General features: G+C 64.9%; 14 protein-coding genes. All 14 read right to left on the reverse strand.

Translation table 11 applies throughout. The features are described from left to right. Positions 1-159: 159 nt before the first annotated feature. The 14 genes from BMI91_RS02190 to BMI91_RS02255 all read right to left on the reverse strand — a co-directional run bounded on the left by BMI91_RS02190 (position 160) and on the right by BMI91_RS02255 (position 15,135). Complete coding sequence (locus tag BMI91_RS02190) at positions 160-1,161, reverse strand: type II secretion system F family protein (protein WP_244176533.1); 1,002 nt, start codon at positions 1,159-1,161, stop codon at positions 160-162. A 16-nt stretch (positions 1,162-1,177) separates the two neighbouring features. Beyond that, complete coding sequence (locus BMI91_RS02195; RefSeq protein ID WP_078603824.1) at positions 1,178-2,149, reverse strand: type II secretion system F family protein; 972 nt, start codon at positions 2,147-2,149, stop codon at positions 1,178-1,180. Positions 2,150-2,152: 3 nt separating this feature from the next. Continuing rightward, positions 2,153-3,583, reverse strand: a complete 1,431-nt coding sequence (locus tag BMI91_RS02200; RefSeq protein ID WP_078599330.1) for a TadA family conjugal transfer-associated ATPase — start codon at positions 3,581-3,583, stop codon at positions 2,153-2,155. 13 nt (positions 3,584-3,596) lie between these two features. Further along, positions 3,597-4,496, reverse strand: a complete 900-nt coding sequence (locus BMI91_RS02205; RefSeq protein WP_078603825.1) for a CpaE/TadZ family protein — start codon at positions 4,494-4,496, stop codon at positions 3,597-3,599. Positions 4,497-4,514: 18 nt separating this feature from the next. Further along, entirely contained in the window at positions 4,515-5,165 is a 651-nt protein-coding gene (locus BMI91_RS02210) for a TadE/TadG family type IV pilus assembly protein (protein WP_078603826.1), read from the reverse strand. Then, on the reverse strand, positions 5,162-5,671 hold the full coding sequence (locus BMI91_RS02215) for a TadE/TadG family type IV pilus assembly protein (protein ID WP_078603827.1): 510 nt from the start codon (positions 5,669-5,671) through the stop codon (positions 5,162-5,164). Before BMI91_RS02215 ends, BMI91_RS02210 begins: the two co-directional genes overlap by 4 nt. A 5-nt stretch (positions 5,672-5,676) precedes the next feature. Beyond that, on the reverse strand, positions 5,677-7,206 hold the full coding sequence (locus BMI91_RS02220; RefSeq protein WP_078603828.1) for a pilus assembly protein TadG-related protein: 1,530 nt from the start codon (positions 7,204-7,206) through the stop codon (positions 5,677-5,679). Positions 7,207-7,218: 12 nt separating this feature from the next. Beyond that, positions 7,219-8,025, reverse strand: a complete 807-nt coding sequence (cpaB, locus tag BMI91_RS02225; protein ID WP_078519463.1) for a Flp pilus assembly protein CpaB — start codon at positions 8,023-8,025, stop codon at positions 7,219-7,221. Between the two features lie 70 nt (positions 8,026-8,095). Continuing rightward, positions 8,096-8,278 carry a Flp family type IVb pilin gene (locus BMI91_RS19980; protein ID WP_078599334.1) on the reverse strand — a complete coding sequence of 61 codons (183 nt, stop codon included), beginning with the start codon at positions 8,276-8,278 and terminating at the stop codon, positions 8,096-8,098. A 434-nt stretch (positions 8,279-8,712) separates the two neighbouring features. Beyond that, a complete protein-coding gene (gene murD / locus BMI91_RS02235; RefSeq protein WP_078570219.1) occupies positions 8,713-10,110 on the reverse strand; it encodes a UDP-N-acetylmuramoyl-L-alanine--D-glutamate ligase in 1,398 nt (465 codons plus the stop codon). 231 nt (positions 10,111-10,341) lie between these two features. Next, positions 10,342-10,932, reverse strand: a complete 591-nt coding sequence (locus BMI91_RS02240; protein ID WP_078603829.1) for a hypothetical protein — start codon at positions 10,930-10,932, stop codon at positions 10,342-10,344. A 191-nt stretch (positions 10,933-11,123) separates the two neighbouring features. After that, positions 11,124-12,206, reverse strand: coding sequence for a phospho-N-acetylmuramoyl-pentapeptide-transferase (mraY, locus tag BMI91_RS02245; protein ID WP_078519467.1), 1,083 nt, complete (start codon positions 12,204-12,206; stop codon positions 11,124-11,126). Continuing rightward, positions 12,206-13,654 (reverse strand): UDP-N-acetylmuramoyl-tripeptide--D-alanyl-D-alanine ligase, encoded by a 1,449-nt coding sequence (locus BMI91_RS02250; protein ID WP_078603830.1) that lies wholly within the window; start codon positions 13,652-13,654, stop codon positions 12,206-12,208. The genes mraY and BMI91_RS02250 overlap by 1 nt, the downstream gene beginning before the upstream one ends. Beyond that, positions 13,654-15,135 (reverse strand): UDP-N-acetylmuramoyl-L-alanyl-D-glutamate--2,6-diaminopimelate ligase, encoded by a 1,482-nt coding sequence (locus tag BMI91_RS02255; RefSeq protein ID WP_078546540.1) that lies wholly within the window; start codon positions 15,133-15,135, stop codon positions 13,654-13,656. Before BMI91_RS02255 ends, BMI91_RS02250 begins: the two co-directional genes overlap by 1 nt. Positions 15,136-15,144 lie beyond the last annotated feature (9 nt).

Raw genomic sequence — 15,144 nt, forward strand, 5'->3', positions numbered from 1 at the left:
CTAGCCATTTGGACTATATCCACAGCCTCCTGTGGATGATTCTATTGATACCCACTGCAATCAAAGGTTGCATATTCGGCATTTAAGTCGACATTTCGGCCGAAAAAATTGTCCGTAAACAATGCTTTGGGAAAAGATCGAATTTGGAAACGATTCGATTTACTGCGCGTAATTCACGAAATAGCGAATCACCACCGGGCCAACGGCGATCAGGATCAGCGCCGGGAGCATCAGCGAGGCCAGAACCCCTGACATCTGCACCGGCAGGCGATTGGCCTTTTCCTGGGCCCGCATCTCGCGGATACCGCGCAGATCGGCGGCATAGGTGGTCAACGCCTGCGCCATCGAGGCTCCGAAGCGCAGCGACTGGCTCGCGACATTGGCGAAGGCGCGCACGGTCTCGACCCCGGTCCGGTCGGCCATGTCGCGCAGTGCCGCCTCGCGCTCGCGCCCGGCCTGAACCTGACGCTGCACCGAGAGGAACTCGAAGGAAATCTCCGGCGACGTCTCCGCAAGCTCGTTGCCCACGCGGGTCATCGCCGCATCGAACCCCATGCCGCTCTCGATCGCGACCTGCATCAGATCGAGCGCGTTCGGGAAACTCTCTTCGATCCGCAGCCGCCGCTCGCGCATCCGGCTGTTGAGCCACATCAGCGGCAGCAGATAGCCGCCTGCGACGAGCCCGGTCAGGATCTGATAGGTCGCCATGCCGCTCAGGCTGCCGAGACGGGCATCCAGCCCCATCGGCAGGCCTATTTCGGGGCTGCGCGCGGCAAACAGAAGCCCCATGAAAATACCCGGCAGGCCGATCCCCAGCGCGATCCGGACCAGGGTGAAGCGGCGCAATGCGCTGGCCCCGGACAGCCCGGCCTGCGCAAGTTTGCGTTCCAGCTTGGAGCGGGTCTGGCGGTCGGCGGGCACGAAGGCCTTCAGGATCTGGCCCGGACGTGCCTCCGGTGCCTTGAGATAGCCGTGCTCGGCGCGTCCCCCCGTTTTCGACCCGCCGATGGCCGCAATGCGCTCGGCGGCGCGGTCGCGCTGGAAGGCGGCCTGAAGCCCGACTATCAGAAGCAGCAGGCCGAAGCCGATCCCGGCGGCCAGAAGCGTCTCGGGCGCGATGCCCATCCGAAGCGCGAAATCCTCGATCCCTGTCATCAACATGGTCTCTCTCCCCGGCTCAGATCCGGAACTGCACCAGACGGCGCAGCACCACGGCATTCAGGATGATCAGCGTGACGACGATGATCGCCATCGTGCGGAACATCGGGTGATCGGCGACTTCGCCGTAGTAATTTGGTGACATCACCGAGGTGAAGCCGAACATGATGAACGGCAGCGCGGTCAGGAACCACGCCGAGGCGCGCCCCTCCGCCGAGATCGCGCGGATCTTGCGTCGCATCGAGATCCGGCCCCGCGTCGTCGCCGCCAGCACTTCGAGCACGCGGGCGAGATCGCCGCCCGTGCCGTGCTGGATACCGATGCTAGCTGCGAGATAGTCGGCGTCTTCCAGCCCCACCCGCTCGGCGAATTCCAGCACCGCGTCGGGCAGGTCTTCGCCATAGGTCACCTGATCGAAGATGATGCCGAATTCGGTGCCGATCGGATCGGGCATCTCCTCGGCCACGGCGCCGATAGACATATTCAGCGGATGGCCGATCTTCAGACCTCGCGCGAGCATGTCGAGTGCATCAGGCAGCTGGCTCGTCAGCACTTTCATCCGTTGCGTCGCCCGCGAGCGCAGGATCATGAAGGGTAGCGCCAGCCCGATCGTCAGCGCGGCCGAAGCCGCCCGCAACGGGCCTAGCGGGGCAAGCGCCAGCACGAAACTCCCGATCGCAAGCGCGGCACAGATCAGCAGAAACTTGTCCGGCCCGATCCGAAAGCCCGCGCGATGCAGCAGACGCGGCAGGTCGAACCGCTTCGGCAGCCGGGCGATCCAGCCCTTGCGCGGGTTGGGCTTGAGCAGTGCGAGCATCTCCTCGGTGTCGCGCCCTTTCGCGATCATCTTCATCCGACGGCTTTTCGCCTCACCGCTGGTCTCGGTGCGGTTGAGCAGGTGCAGCCCGCCGGTCAGCGCCAGCAGAACGCCAAGCGCGATGCCGCTATAGGCGATATAGGCGGCGAGGTCCTTTTCGATGATCTCCCACATGGCTCAGTTCCCCCGCATCTTGAAATCGGACGGATCGACCGCGACGCCTGCCGCGATCAGGTCTTCGAGGCAGCGCGGACGCAGGCCGGTGGCGGTGAACTCGCCCTCGATCACGCCATCGGCGGAGGTGCCGGTTTTGCGGAAGGTGAAGATGTCCTGCATCATCACGATATTGCCTTCCTGCCCGGTGATCTCGGAGATCGAGAGCACCCGGCGGCGACCGTCGGACATGCGCGCGATCTGCACGACGATGTCGAGGCCGGAGGCGATCTGCGAGCGGATCGCGTTGAGCGGCATGTCGAGGCCGATCATCGTCACCATCTGCTCGATCCGTCCCAGAGCGTCGCGCGCGGAATTGGCGTGGACGGTGGTCATCGAGCCGTCATGGCCCGTGTTCATCGCCTGCAACATGTCGAAGGCTTCCGAGCCGCGCACCTCGCCTACGATGATCCGGTCGGGGCGCATCCGCAGCGCGTTCTTCACCAGATCGCGCTGGATCACCGCGCCCTGCCCGTTCGGATTGGACGCGCGGGTTTCCAGCCGCACCACATGCTCCTGTTGCAGCTGCAATTCGGCGGCGTCCTCAATCGTCACGATCCGCGTGCGCGGGTCGATGGCAGCCGAAATCGCGTTCAAGAGCGTCGTCTTGCCCGAGCCGGTACCGCCCGAGATCAGGATATTCTTGCGGGCATGCACCAGCCCGTGGAGGAACCGCGACGCAGCCCCCGTCATCATCCCGGTCTCGACAAGCCGCTCCATCGTATAGGGTTGGCGCGCGAATTTGCGGATCGACAGGCTCGGCCCGTCAATCGCACAGGGCCGGATGATCGCGTTCACGCGGCTGCCGTCTTCGAGACGCGCATCGACCCAAGGGTTGCTCTCGTCGATCCGGCGCCCCACCCGCGAGACGATCTTGTCGATGATCCGCAGCAGGTGGCGCTCGTCGCGGAAGCGTACCGCCGTGCGCTCGAGGACGCCGTGACGCTCGACGAAGACGCGGTTGCAGCCATTGACGAGAATGTCGTTGATCGACGGGTCGGCCAGCAGCGGCTCCAGCGGACCAAGCCCCAGGACCTCGTTGAGAAGCTCGTCGACCAGTGTCTTGAACTCCTCCGCGCGCAACGGGGTTTTCGCGTCGCGCAGCTCTTCGCTCACCAGCGCCGCCACTTCGCGGCGCAGCTCCTCGGGCACGACCTTGTCGAGCATCGACAGGTTGAGCCGGTCCAGAAGCGCGTCATGCAGGCGGCTTTTCAGTTCCAGCGCTCGCCGCTGCGCGTCTTCGTCGACCTCTGCCGCGGGCGGTTTGGGCGTAACTTGCTGTGCGGCCATCTCGCGCGCGTCTTTCGGAGGGCTGCCCGCATAGGGCTTGCCGAGCGGGATCACCTTTTCGGTCTCGGTCGGTTTCGACCCGCGATCCGTGAAATTGCGAAACATCTCGTGCTCCCCCTCAATTCGTCCGGGCTGCGCTCTGTGCGAGCCGCCCCTTCGCCAGACCGGCAATCGCTTTCGACAGCGCAGAGCGCCGCCCGATCCGCGCGAGAGGTACGCCGCGATCGGCAGCCTCCTTGGCGGCGCGCGGGTCATCGGGCAGCCAGTGGCTCAGATCGCGATCGAGCGCCTTCGCCGCCTCCTGCTGCACCCGCGAGCGCATCAGCGGACGGCTTTGATGGTTCACGACCACCTCGATCTCCAGCGCGAGGTTCTCCTCGTGATAGGCGTCGATCAGGCGGCGTGCCTGCTGCAGCGAGGGCACCGCGAGATCGGTCACCAGATACATCAGAGACGCGCGCGCCAGCACCGGCGAAACCCAGTCGATCAGCGCATGCGGCAGATCGACGACGACGTAATCGCACCGCGCCTGCATCAGCGTGATGAGTTCGGTGACCTGATCGGCGCCGAGCGCCCCGAGCGGCGCGAAAGCGGCGGGGGCGCAGAGCACTTCGAGCCCGTCTTTCGAATGTTGGAGCGACTGATCGAGGAAGGTCTCGTCCGGCACCGCCCCGCTCCGTGCCATGTCGTAGAGCGCCGGGCTCGGATCGAGATCGAGGAAGCCCGCGACCATGCCGAATTGCAGATCGAGGTCGATCAACCCGACGCGGCGCGGCGCCTGACCTTTCTTCACCCCTTGGGCCGCCAGTTGATGGGCGAGATTCACCGCCAGCATCGTGGCCCCGATCCCGCCGCGGCTGCGCGCGACCGCGATGACCTGCCCCTCCTCGTCGGGCGCCCGCGCATGCGTCAGACGCTCGGCCTCGGCGGAAAAGGTCAGCCGGCGCTTGGCGGGCGCGGCAAGGTCGCGCGCGCTCGGCTCGGGCACCAGGAATATCGGTTTGGTTCTACGGGTCATTTCATGTCTCCCCTTGCTTTAGCTTCCCGCGCCCTGCGCGAGATCCTCGCCCGGCATCGACGTGCTCATGCTCGGGAAGGCGATATCTGCATCAAGATTTTCATCGGCAGTGCCGGTCACGAGCCCCACCAGCGCGCCCAGCGGCGTCGCGAATTGGAAGCTCACATTCTGCAATTCGACGGTGACCATCGGCACATAGGGCCCGCCGAGAAATCCAAGCTCGGAATCGTAGGAATAGCTGAAGGACAGGTTCGCAGCGGTCGAGCCGTTGGGAAGCGCCGGGGCGACGATCGGCCAGATCTCGGCCACTGTCGCATTCGTCGTCGCGCCCGAGCAGCTCACCGTGGCGGGCGCCGCGCAGACCCAGCTCTTGGCGCTGCAATTCGTGCCGAATTGCGGCTCGGTCTCGTCTTTCGGCGTCACGCCGCGCTCATTCGTCTCCGGCACGCCGGCACATGCCGCCGGACGTACCGCTGCCACTCGCGCCGCGACCTGCAACCCACGCTGCATATTCACATAGTGAAAGGCCAGACGCCCGAAATCGAGAAGCCCGAAGAACACCAGCAGGTAGAGGCCGAAGACCAGCGAGAACTCGACAAGGGTCGCGCCCTCCTCGTCGCGCAGGAAGCGGCGCAGTGCGCGCGCGTGATATGCGAGCGGCCCGGTCATGAGCCGAAGACCCGGTTCTGGTCGGCGATCGTCGTGGTGACGGTGCCGAGCGTCGTGGGTGTAATGAGGGTGAAGAGACCGGCGAAGGGGAAGGTGATCGTGACATTCGCCGCCACTTCGACGATCGGCGCATCCCCGAAGCGATAGCTGCCCTCGATGCAATCGAGGCTCGGCTCGACCGTCGTGACGGTGATCCCGCCCCCCAGAACGCTGCCGCCGGTGATCGCATTGCCGACGATCCCGGCAAGCGTTTCAGCCTGATCATCGACGCTGCCGCCGGTTTCGCAGATGCTGCGCGGGGTGATCCGGGCGAGGTAACGGCTTGCATCGCGCACCCCGCCGATCACCGTCTGATAGGCAAGAAACATCCGCCCGCTCTCGATGATCGCCGCGAAGAGGATGAGCATCAGCGGCAGCACCAGCGCGAATTCCACCAGCTGCGCGCCCTCGTCGTTGCGCCAGATGCGGCGCGGGGCGCGGAGGCGATATGCGCGAAACCACCGCATCGCGCTCACCGGTAAAGCTGGACGACGTCGCGGACCATGCCGCCCGTGCCCAGTTCCTCTTGGTCGCCATTGCTGGCCGACCCGATCACTTCGCCCCAGATATCCATCGTCGGCGGGCTCGATCCGTCTTCGCCCACCGGTTCGGTCAGGAAGACTTTGACGAATTCCTTCACCGGCACGCCAGACGCCGCGCCCTTGATAACCGTGCCCGTCTCCGCGCTGCAATCGATGCCCGCGACGATCAGCACGCGTCGGTCGGCATTGGGGGCGGCCGCGGGCGCGCAACTCGGCAGGCCCGTCTCGGCGCGTCCCGAGAGGATGTCGCCGCCAGCCGCCGCCGCGATTTCGGCAAGATAGAGGTCATAGCGGGTTTCGGCGTCGGCGAAGGGATCCGTGGCACCCTCTGCCGTGATGTCGATGCCGTAATTCTTCTGCATGTAGGTGATGCGGCCCTGCGACCAGTCGCCATCGCCGAAGCGACCGCAGGGCTCAGCGGCCCCCTCCATGAAGCAATCGTCACGCGGCAGGCCGACCGTGTCGGGCGAAAGCTCTTCATTTTCTTTGATGCAGGTGTTTTTTCCGCCGCCATTCGACGTCGTGCCATCCTTCCCGCTCGGATTGGCGGCGACGATCCCCTTGATGACATTCGGCGCGGGCGCGTAATCGGGATCGTTGCTCAGCCCGTTCATGATCGACTGATACATGTCGAAGCGCACGTTGAAGATCGCCGCGTTGCGCCCTTCCTTCTGGCCCGGCTCGAGATCGACGCCACGCTGGTTGAAGCATTGAGTGATCTTGCTGACGGCGCCGAGCAGGCAGGCGTCGAGCTGCGCGCCGGATTTCTTGGCGCAAGGCCCTTCGTCATCGATTTTCGCGCCGTTCGGATCGAGGAACCCGAAATCGCCCGGCCCCCAAGCGGCGTCGCCGCCCCCGCCCGAGCGCAGCAGGATCATCTGTCCGATATCCTTTTCCGCATCGAAGCCCGGCGGCACACAGAACATCAAGGGCGTCACGTCACAGGCCAGGATTTCGAGCCCCGCGACCGCCTGAGCCGTGGCCGAGCCGTCGAAAGCGTCATACCCGCCCATCGTGGTGAACGCGGCGGCGAAGACACCCTGAACCTCACGCTCATCGACATCGACGCGCACGAAGGCGGCCTTCGCCGGATCGGTGGTCACCGCGTTTGTCGCGTCGCTATCGCTGTCCGGCAGGGCGCTGAGATAGGTCAGGGTCACATCGTTCGCAGCCCCCAGCACCTGCGAGCCAGTCGCGAAAGTCTGGCTGTCGACGATGAGTTGCGCGGCCGCATTGGCCCGGGTGATCGCGTCGGAATTGCCGTCAAGCTCGCCCGCCGCTGCAAGCGCCACCGAATCCGCAAAGGATTGCAGCTCCGAGCGGGTGCTGCCGAGCCGGCCCAGATCGAAGGAGAGCGCGACCAGACCGAGCACCACCACGAGGCTCATCCCGAAGAAGACGAGGATCGTCCCGTCTTCCTCTCGGGCGAAACGCCGGATGCTGTTCTGAATGCGCCCCATCGACCCCGAGCCTCACTTGACCGTCGTATGGGTCACTTCCGTGCCGCGCCGGATCGTCACCGTGCGCACGGGCGTGGGTTCGAGCTTGTTCGCAGACCGCTCGCTGAGAATATCCGCCAGCCCGATCGAGGGCAGCGGATCGCTCTCGGCCTCGTCGAGCGTGCGCAGCGTCAGGCTCAGCGTGCCCGCCTTCTGCGCCAGCGCGAGGCGTTGGCCCTGATCGGGCGAGACCTCGACGGTGACAGTGCGCGCCACGCCGGGGGTTTTCACCTTTTCATCGGCTTCCTGATCGACCCCGATGACGCGAACGTCCTGAAGGATCGTCACGGTCTTGAGCGACTCGTTCTTGCCGCGGGTCATCATCACGTCGACGCGGTCGCCCGGCGTCACGAAACCGCCCACGCCGCTCGAGGCGTTGACCTCGATCGCCATGGCGCGGCTGTTCGGGCCGAGGGTCTGAACGATGGTGACCTTCTCGCCGTAGTTCGAGACCTTGGAGGCGAGGATAAGCTCGCCCTGCGCGATCTCGGCCCGGGCGCGGCGTGGCTCTCCGCCCGTTTTGGGCAGAAGGGCCGCGTAATCGGTAAAGACACCCGGCGGCAGCGCCTCTTTCGGCCAGGAGATCGAAGTCAGCTTCTGCGCCTCGATGGTCTGACCGAAGGGAATGTTCTGTGCAGCGGCGAGTACCTCGACGAGCCCTTCGCGCTCGGCGGCAAGGTCGCGTTTGTATTTCGCCTCGAAGAAATCGCGCGCCAGGTAAGCCGAGCCACCTGCCACGGCGAGTCCTGCGGTGAAGGTCAGCAAAGATGCGATACGCATGGCGCTCTCCGTTTCGTGGAATGGAAAAGATATTGGCGGCCCGCCCCCAATCGCGAACCGCCAGATAAGTTTAGCCGCCAGTCATGATGGTCGTGGCGCTGGTCATTTGAGTTTCCACGGCATCGCCAAGGGCAGTGTAGACGGTGCCCGCGATTGCCAAAGCGATGGCCAGCGCGAGACCGTATTCGACGACGGTGACGCCCTCTTCGTCCTTCTTCAGACGACGCAGCGAAGCGAGTTTGAACAGTTTCATGGTCTTTCTCCGTTTCTGAAATGCCGGCCCACCCCGGCGTTTAAATCTGGCCCCGTGTCCCCAGTTGAGCCGGGCAGCCAAGATCCAGCTTGCGAGCCTTTTGACGCGGCGACATCGGTTCAGCGTCGCAAAATCACAACCAAGGATTGTATTTCTTGTCAGAGATGCCGAAATCTGGACGCCAGATACGCCGTTTGATTGCCGAAGCATGCAACTGGGGCGCCGCCGCGACTCAGTACGCGGGGCGCGATTTTCGTCTTGTTTCGGAGGTTTGGCGCATAAGGACGAACGGCGCCGTTCAGGACGCCACACCGTTCGAGCTACAGGCCGAGTACGGATAAGGAGACAGAAGAGGCAGCGGGGCATTCAGCAGCCCCGAAGCGGGACTGCCGTTTTCGCGAGATGTGAGAGCGGACGGCGTAGACGCTCAACCCTCAGCCGGGCAGTGCATCCACAAGTTGGGCGAAGTGATCGCCGCGTTTCTCGAAATTCGGATATTGGTCGAAGCTGGCCGCGGCAGGCGCCAGCAGCACCGTGTCGCCCTCTTCGGCATCGCGGGCGCAGGCGGCGACGGCGGCTTCCATCGTTTCGCAAATCTCATGCTCGACCGCCAGTTCCAGCGCGAAATCGCGCGCGGAATGGCCGATGAAATAGGCTTTCTTCACCGCGCCAAGATGTTCGGACAGTGAGGCCACCCCGCCCTCCTTGCCCAGACCGCCCGCGATCCAACGGATATTCGGGAACGCCTCGAGCGCCTTCGCGGCGCTGTCGGTGTTGGTCGCCTTGGAGTCGTTGACCCAGCGCACCCCACGCTTCTCCGCGACGGTCTGGCTGCGATGCGGAAGCCCGGCGAAAGAATGGAACGCCTGTTCGATCACCCGCGGCGCAATTCCCAGCGCGCGCACGGCTGCATAGGCCGCGCAGGCGTTCTGATGGTTATGCGCACCGGGCAGCCCGGTCACGTCGCGCAGGTCGATCGAGGCCACCTGCTTGCCCTTGCGCCATTCGCTGAGGAACCCTTTGCGCGCGTAGACCGACCAGCCCCAGTCGCCCAGCTTGCGCGCGGAGGACACCCGGATCAGCCGGTCATCGTTGCGACCCATCATGATCTGATTGGCGAGATAGACGCCCTCGGGCTCATCGACGCCGATCACCGCGCGATCCGGGCCTCCTTCCGCGAAAAGACGACGCTTGGCCGCGAAATAGCCGCCCATGCCCGCGTGGCGGTCGAGATGGTCGGGCGAGAGATTGGTGAAGACCGCGATGTCCGGCGTCAGCGCGCGCGCCAGATCGGTCTGATAGGAAGACAGCTCCAGCACCACCACTTCGCCATTCTCGGCAGGCTCCAGATCGAGCACGCCGCGCCCGATATTGCCCGCCATCTGGGTCGGTCGCCCGGCCTCTTCCAGAATGTGATGGATCAGCGCCGTCGTCGTGGATTTCCCGTTCGAGCCGGTGACGCAGATCGTGCGCGGCGCCTGATCGTAGCGCATGAAATCATCAGTGGCCCAGGAGGCGAAGAACAGGCCGATATCGTTATCGACGGGCACGCCCGCCTCCATCGCCGCCGAAATAACCTGGTTGGGCTTGGGGTAGAGATGCGGGATACCGGGCGAGACGATCAGGGCTGCGACCTCCTCGAAAGCGCCGTGGCGCGTCAGGTCGCGGCAGCTATAGCCCGCTTCCTCGGCGCGGGCGCGGCCTTCGGGGCTGTCGTCCCAGCACAGCGGCTCGGCCCCGCCTGCGCGCAGCGCGGCCGCCGTCGCCAGACCCGAGCGCCCGAGCCCGAGCACCGCCACCTTCTGTCCGTCAAAGCCCTGCACCGGGATCATGGGTCTCTCCTGTCGCCTCGCGCAAGGGCAGCGGGGGCCGCCTCGCGTCTTTCGTCGTTCTATCACGTCGTCCTATCGCGGGGGCCAGCCCCCGCACCCCCGGGATATTTGAACCAATACGAAGGGGAAAGGGGGAACGCAGCGCGCAAGTCGCCGGACATGCAAAAACGGCGCGCACGGAGGGGAGGAACCGTGCGCGCCGCAAAGGCTCTTCAAGCGAAGATCGCTAGATTACGACTTCTGGTCTTGCTGCTTTTCGAGCGTCGAGAGAATGTCCGACAGGCTTGCATTCAGCATCAGCTTGCCCGAGCCGACTTCGGAGGCCGGAACGGTGATCTTGAACATCGAAACGGTCGTGTCGAGCGTGTCGTCGGTGCGGACATAGACTTCGTCGCTGTCGCCCATGTTCATGACTTTCTCGATCGTACCGATTGCAGCGCCGTCCGAGGACACGACTGCATCGTTGACGCCGGTCTGGACCTTGTTGCCGACGATGCCGGCATCTTTGTTCAACTGGTTCTCGGCGGGAATCGACTCTTCGCCATTCGAGGTCTGGTCGGTCATGGCAGCGCCGACCTTTTCGTCTGCGACGCCAGCGGTGTTGTTGACATCACCGCCCGAGGTGACGTTGACCGCGGGTGCGGTGCCGTCGGAGCTCTGGTCATTCGGAACGATCTGCATCTTGTAGTCGACCAAGCCATATTGGCCATTTTCGGACGAGCCACCGGTGGTCACGCCGTCTTCAGCGCTGGCAACAGTGCCCAGCGACAGCGTGGCAGCGAGAGCAGTCGTCGACAGAATAATGTTGAACTTGCGGGTCATCGGGTTCTCCTCGTTAAAACTTTTACGACGTCTCGCGTCGCGGTTCGGGGAGACAACCAGTGGATTTCGCTTTGGTTCGCTCAAATAAAGGTGACGTAAACCAAGGGCGCCGCGGTGGAACCGCGACGCCCTTTTGCGACTTCGCGCGCACCCGCATACGCGCTAAATAAGAGGTATACGGGAAGGAATTCTCAGCGAATTTTCAGCGTCGCCAGACCGATCAGTGCGAGGATCAGCGAGATGATCCAGAACCGAATGACGATCTGGGGCTCCGACCAGCCCTTCTTTTCGAAATGGTGGTGGATCGGAGCCATCAGGAACACCCGTTTCCCGGTGCGCTTGAAATAGGCGACTTGGATGATCACCGAGAGCGCCTCGACCACGAAGAGGCCGCCCACGATGCCAAGGACGATCTCGTGCTGGGTGCAGACCGCGATCGCGCCGATCGCGCCGCCAAGCGCGAGGCTGCCCGTGTCGCCCATGAACACCGCAGCCGGCGGGGCGTTATACCACAGGAAGCCCAGACCGCCGCCCATCAGCGCCGCGGTGAAGATCACCAGCTCGCCGGAGCCGGGCACGAATTGCACGCCCAGATATTCAGTGAAGTCGGTGCGGCCCACGACATAGGCGATGGCGCCCAGCGTGCCCGCGGCGATCATCACCGGCATGATCGCGAGCCCGTCGAGCCCGTCGGTGAGGTTCACCGCATTGGCCGCGCCGACGATCACGATCATCGCGAAGGGGATGTAGAAATAGCCGAGGTTCAGCACGAGGTCCTTGAAGAACGGGATCGACAGACGCCCTTCCAGATCGGAGGGGTGCAGATACCACGTCAGCAGAGACGCGAGCAGCGCGAGCAGGAAGCCGAGCGCAAGCCGCGCCTTGCTGCTGACGCCTTTGGTGTTTTGCTTCGACACCTTGGCGTAGTCATCGGCGAACCCGATCGCGGCATAGCCATAGGTGACCATCAGCACGACCCAGATATAGCCGTTGTCGAGCCGCGCCCAGAGAAGCGTCGACACCAGCAATGCCGTCAGGATCAGGATGCCGCCCATGGTGGGCGTCCCGGCCTTGGAGATATGCCCCTCCGGCCCGTCGTCGCGGATCGGCTGCCCCTTGCCTTGCGTGCGGCGCAGGATGCCGATCAGCCAGGGGCCGAAGATGAACCCCACCAGAAGCGCCGTGAAGAAGGCCCCGCCCGCGCGGAAGGTGATGTAGCGGAACAGGTTGAAGACGCCCCCGCCATCCGAGAGGTCAGTCAGCCAATACAACATTAGTCTTTTCCCTTATGGGCCTCGGCCGCGCCGGGCTGGCCGAGTTTTTTCAATACGCTCACGACGACGCTCACCTTGGAGCCTTTGGATCCTTTGACCAGAACGACGTCGCCGGGGTCGATCAGGTGGCGGGCGCGCTCTGCCAGCTTGTCCGCCTTTTCATACCATTCGCCGCGTTTGGCGCGCGGAAGCGCTTCGCGCAGCGCCGCCATGCGCGGTCCCGCGAGATGCACGAGGTCGATCTTCGCCATGGCGGGGTGATCGGCAATGGCCGCGTGCAGCGCCGCCTCGTCGTCGCCCAGTTCCAGCATGTCGCCGAGGATCGCGATGCGGCGCCCTTTCGCGGTGCGCCCCACCCCGTCGCGCGGCTTGGCGCCTGCCAGAACCTCGAGAGCTGCCGACATCGAGGCCGGGTTCGCGTTGAACGCGTCGTCGAAGAGATCGAAGCTCTCGGCCTCGTCCACGACATCCATATAGACCCGCTCGCGCTGGCCGCGCCCGGCGGGGGGCTGCCAGTTGCCCAGATCCATCGCGGCGATGGTCGGATCGCAGCCCGCGGCTTCGGCCAGGGCCAGCACGCCGAGCGCGTTATTCGCGAAATGCCGCCCCGGGGTCATCACCTTGAACAGGATCTGCGTGCCATGGTGATCGGCCTGAACCACGGTCGCGTCGCCCGCGATGCGGGCGTCGATCAGACGGTAATCCGAGCCCGGCTCGGGACCGAAGCTGACCATGGTTCCGGCCTGCTGGGCGGCCTTGCGCAGAATGTCGGAAACCTCAAGACCGGACGGCACGATCGCGATGCCGCCGTCGATGAGCCCCTCGAAGATCGATGCTTTCTCATGCGCGATGCCCTCGATGCTGTCGAAAGCGGCCAGATGGGCCGGCGCGACGGTGGTGATCATCGCGGCATGGGGCTGCGCCATCTTCGCCAGCGGCGCGATCTCGCCCGGGTTGCTCATACCGATCTCGATCACAGCGAAATCGGCGTCCTGCGGCAGGCGCGCCAGCGTGATCGGGACGCCCCAATGATTGTTGAAACTCGCCTCGGCGGCGTGGACGGTGCCTTGGGCGGAGAGGACGGCGCGCAGCATCTCTTTGCTCGACGTCTTTCCGACGGAACCGGTCACGGCGAGCACGCGGGCCCGCGCACGTGCGCGCCCTGCCCGTCCCAAAGCCTCTAGGCCTGCGAGGACGTCATCCACGATCAGCAGCGGGTCGTCCTTCGAGCAGCCCTCGGGGATGCGGCTGACCAGCGCCGCCGCTGCGCCCTTGTCGAGGGCTTGGCGCACGTAGTCATGGCCGTCGCGCACGTCTTTGAGTGCTACGAACAGATCGCCCGGATGAATCGTCCGGGTATCGATGGAGATCCCGGTCGCGGCAAAGGTTTGCGTGGCTTCGCCACCGGTCGCGGCGGCCGCGTCGCTCGAGGTCCAGAGAACGGCCATCAGATTTTTCCGTCCAGCGCGGCGACGGCGACCGAGGCCTGCTCGGCATCGTCGAAGGGATAGGTGTCAGAGCCGATGATCTGGCCGCTCTCGTGGCCCTTGCCCATCACCAGCAGTGCATCGCCCGGCTGAAGAAGATCGACGCCGCGCAGGATCGCCTCGGCCCGGTCGCCCACTTCCATCGCCTTGGGCGCGCCTTCCAGCACGGCGGCGCGGATCGTCGCGGGGTCTTCGGAGCGCGGGTTGTCGTCGGTGACGATGACGATATCGGCGTTCTCAGCCGCCGCCTGCCCCATCAGCGGGCGCTTGGTCGCGTCACGATCGCCGCCCGCGCCGACGATGGCGATCAGGCGTCCCATCACGTGCGGGCGCAGCGCCTTGAGCGCGGTCTGCACCGCGTCGGGCGTATGGGCGTAATCGACGAAAACCGTCGCGCCATTGTCGCGGGTCGCGGCGAGTTGCATCCGCCCGCGCACGGTCGAGAGCTTCGGCAGCGTCGCGAAGACGTCCTCGGGGTCGGCACCACAGGCGATGGCGAGCGCCGCCGCGGTGAGCACGTTCATCGCCTGGAACCCGCCGATCAGCGGCAGGCGGGTCATCTGCGTCCAGCCTTCCCACGAGAAGCGCACATCCTGCCCGGTCGCATCAAATCGCTGGCCGAGGATCTGCATCTCGCATTGCTCGGTATGGCCGATCCCGATCAGTTCCTGACCGCGCGCAGTGATATAGCGCGCCAGTTCCTCACCCTTGGGATCGTCGAGATTGATCACCGCCGCCCCGTCTTCGGGCAGGACCCGGGTGAAGAGCCCGGCCTTGGCGGCAAAATACTCCTCGAAGCTCGCATGATAATCGAGGTGATCTTGCGTGAAATTCGTAAACGCGGCCGCCGAGAGCGTCACGCCATCCAGCCGGCGCTGCGCCAGCCCGTGGGACGAGGCCTCCATCGCGGCATGGGTCACGCCGACGGCCGCCATATCCGAGAGCAGGCGATGCAGGGTGATCGGCTCGGGCGTGGTATGCGGCGATGGGGCGGAATAGCTGCCTTCCACGCCGGTTGTGCCGATATTCGCGGCCTCGAACCCCATAAGCTGCCAGATCTGGCGGGTGAAGGTGGCCACCGAGGTCTTGCCGTTGGTGCCGGTCACCGCGATCAGGGTCTCGGGCTGGCGCTCGAACCACAGCGCCGCTGCGAAGGCCAGCGCCTGACGCGGATCTTGCGTGATGACAATGGCGGTGTCGGTGCCTTCGAGCGCCTCGCGCGCGGCCTTCTCACCTGCGCGATCGGTCAGAACGGCGGCCGCGCCCATGCGCAATGCGTAGGGGATGAACTCGGCCCCGTGGATTTGGGTGCCCGGCAAAGCCGCGAAGAGATGGCCCGGCTTGACCTGCCGACTGTCGACCGACAGCCCCGAGATCGCGCAGTCTGCGCCTTGCAGCGGCGTCAGCCCCAATTCGCTCAGCATTTTGGTGCCCGCAGCCATCGTATCCGT

The organism is Thioclava sediminum (genome assembly GCF_002020355.1).
In the GTDB taxonomy this organism is placed as follows: domain Bacteria; phylum Pseudomonadota; class Alphaproteobacteria; order Rhodobacterales; family Rhodobacteraceae; genus Thioclava; species Thioclava sediminum.

What these genes read in the sequence shown, in the direction of transcription:
- BMI91_RS02190 (WP_244176533.1), bottom strand. Translation starts at nt 1,161, where the DNA reads ATGTTGATGACAGGGATCGAGGATTTCGCGCTTCGGATGGGCATCGCG.
- BMI91_RS02195 (WP_078603824.1), bottom strand. Translation starts at nt 2,149, where the DNA reads ATGTGGGAGATCATCGAAAAGGACCTCGCCGCCTATATCGCCTATAGC.
- BMI91_RS02200 (WP_078599330.1), bottom strand. Translation starts at nt 3,583, where the DNA reads ATGTTTCGCAATTTCACGGATCGCGGGTCGAAACCGACCGAGACCGAA.
- BMI91_RS02205 (WP_078603825.1), bottom strand. Translation starts at nt 4,496, where the DNA reads ATGACCCGTAGAACCAAACCGATATTCCTGGTGCCCGAGCCGAGCGCG.
- BMI91_RS02210 (WP_078603826.1), bottom strand. Translation starts at nt 5,165, where the DNA reads ATGACCGGGCCGCTCGCATATCACGCGCGCGCACTGCGCCGCTTCCTG.
- BMI91_RS02215 (WP_078603827.1), bottom strand. Translation starts at nt 5,671, where the DNA reads ATGCGGTGGTTTCGCGCATATCGCCTCCGCGCCCCGCGCCGCATCTGG.
- BMI91_RS02220 (WP_078603828.1), bottom strand. Translation starts at nt 7,206, where the DNA reads ATGGGGCGCATTCAGAACAGCATCCGGCGTTTCGCCCGAGAGGAAGAC.
- cpaB (WP_078519463.1), bottom strand. Translation starts at nt 8,025, where the DNA reads ATGCGTATCGCATCTTTGCTGACCTTCACCGCAGGACTCGCCGTGGCA.
- BMI91_RS19980 (WP_078599334.1), bottom strand. Translation starts at nt 8,278, where the DNA reads ATGAAACTGTTCAAACTCGCTTCGCTGCGTCGTCTGAAGAAGGACGAA.
- murD (WP_078570219.1), bottom strand. Translation starts at nt 10,110, where the DNA reads ATGATCCCGGTGCAGGGCTTTGACGGACAGAAGGTGGCGGTGCTCGGG.
- BMI91_RS02240 (WP_078603829.1), bottom strand. Translation starts at nt 10,932, where the DNA reads ATGACCCGCAAGTTCAACATTATTCTGTCGACGACTGCTCTCGCTGCC.
- mraY (WP_078519467.1), bottom strand. Translation starts at nt 12,206, where the DNA reads ATGTTGTATTGGCTGACTGACCTCTCGGATGGCGGGGGCGTCTTCAAC.
- BMI91_RS02250 (WP_078603830.1), bottom strand. Translation starts at nt 13,654, where the DNA reads ATGGCCGTTCTCTGGACCTCGAGCGACGCGGCCGCCGCGACCGGTGGC.
- BMI91_RS02255 (WP_078546540.1), bottom strand. Translation starts at nt 15,135, where the DNA reads ATGGCTGCGGGCACCAAAATGCTGAGCGAATTGGGGCTGACGCCGCTG.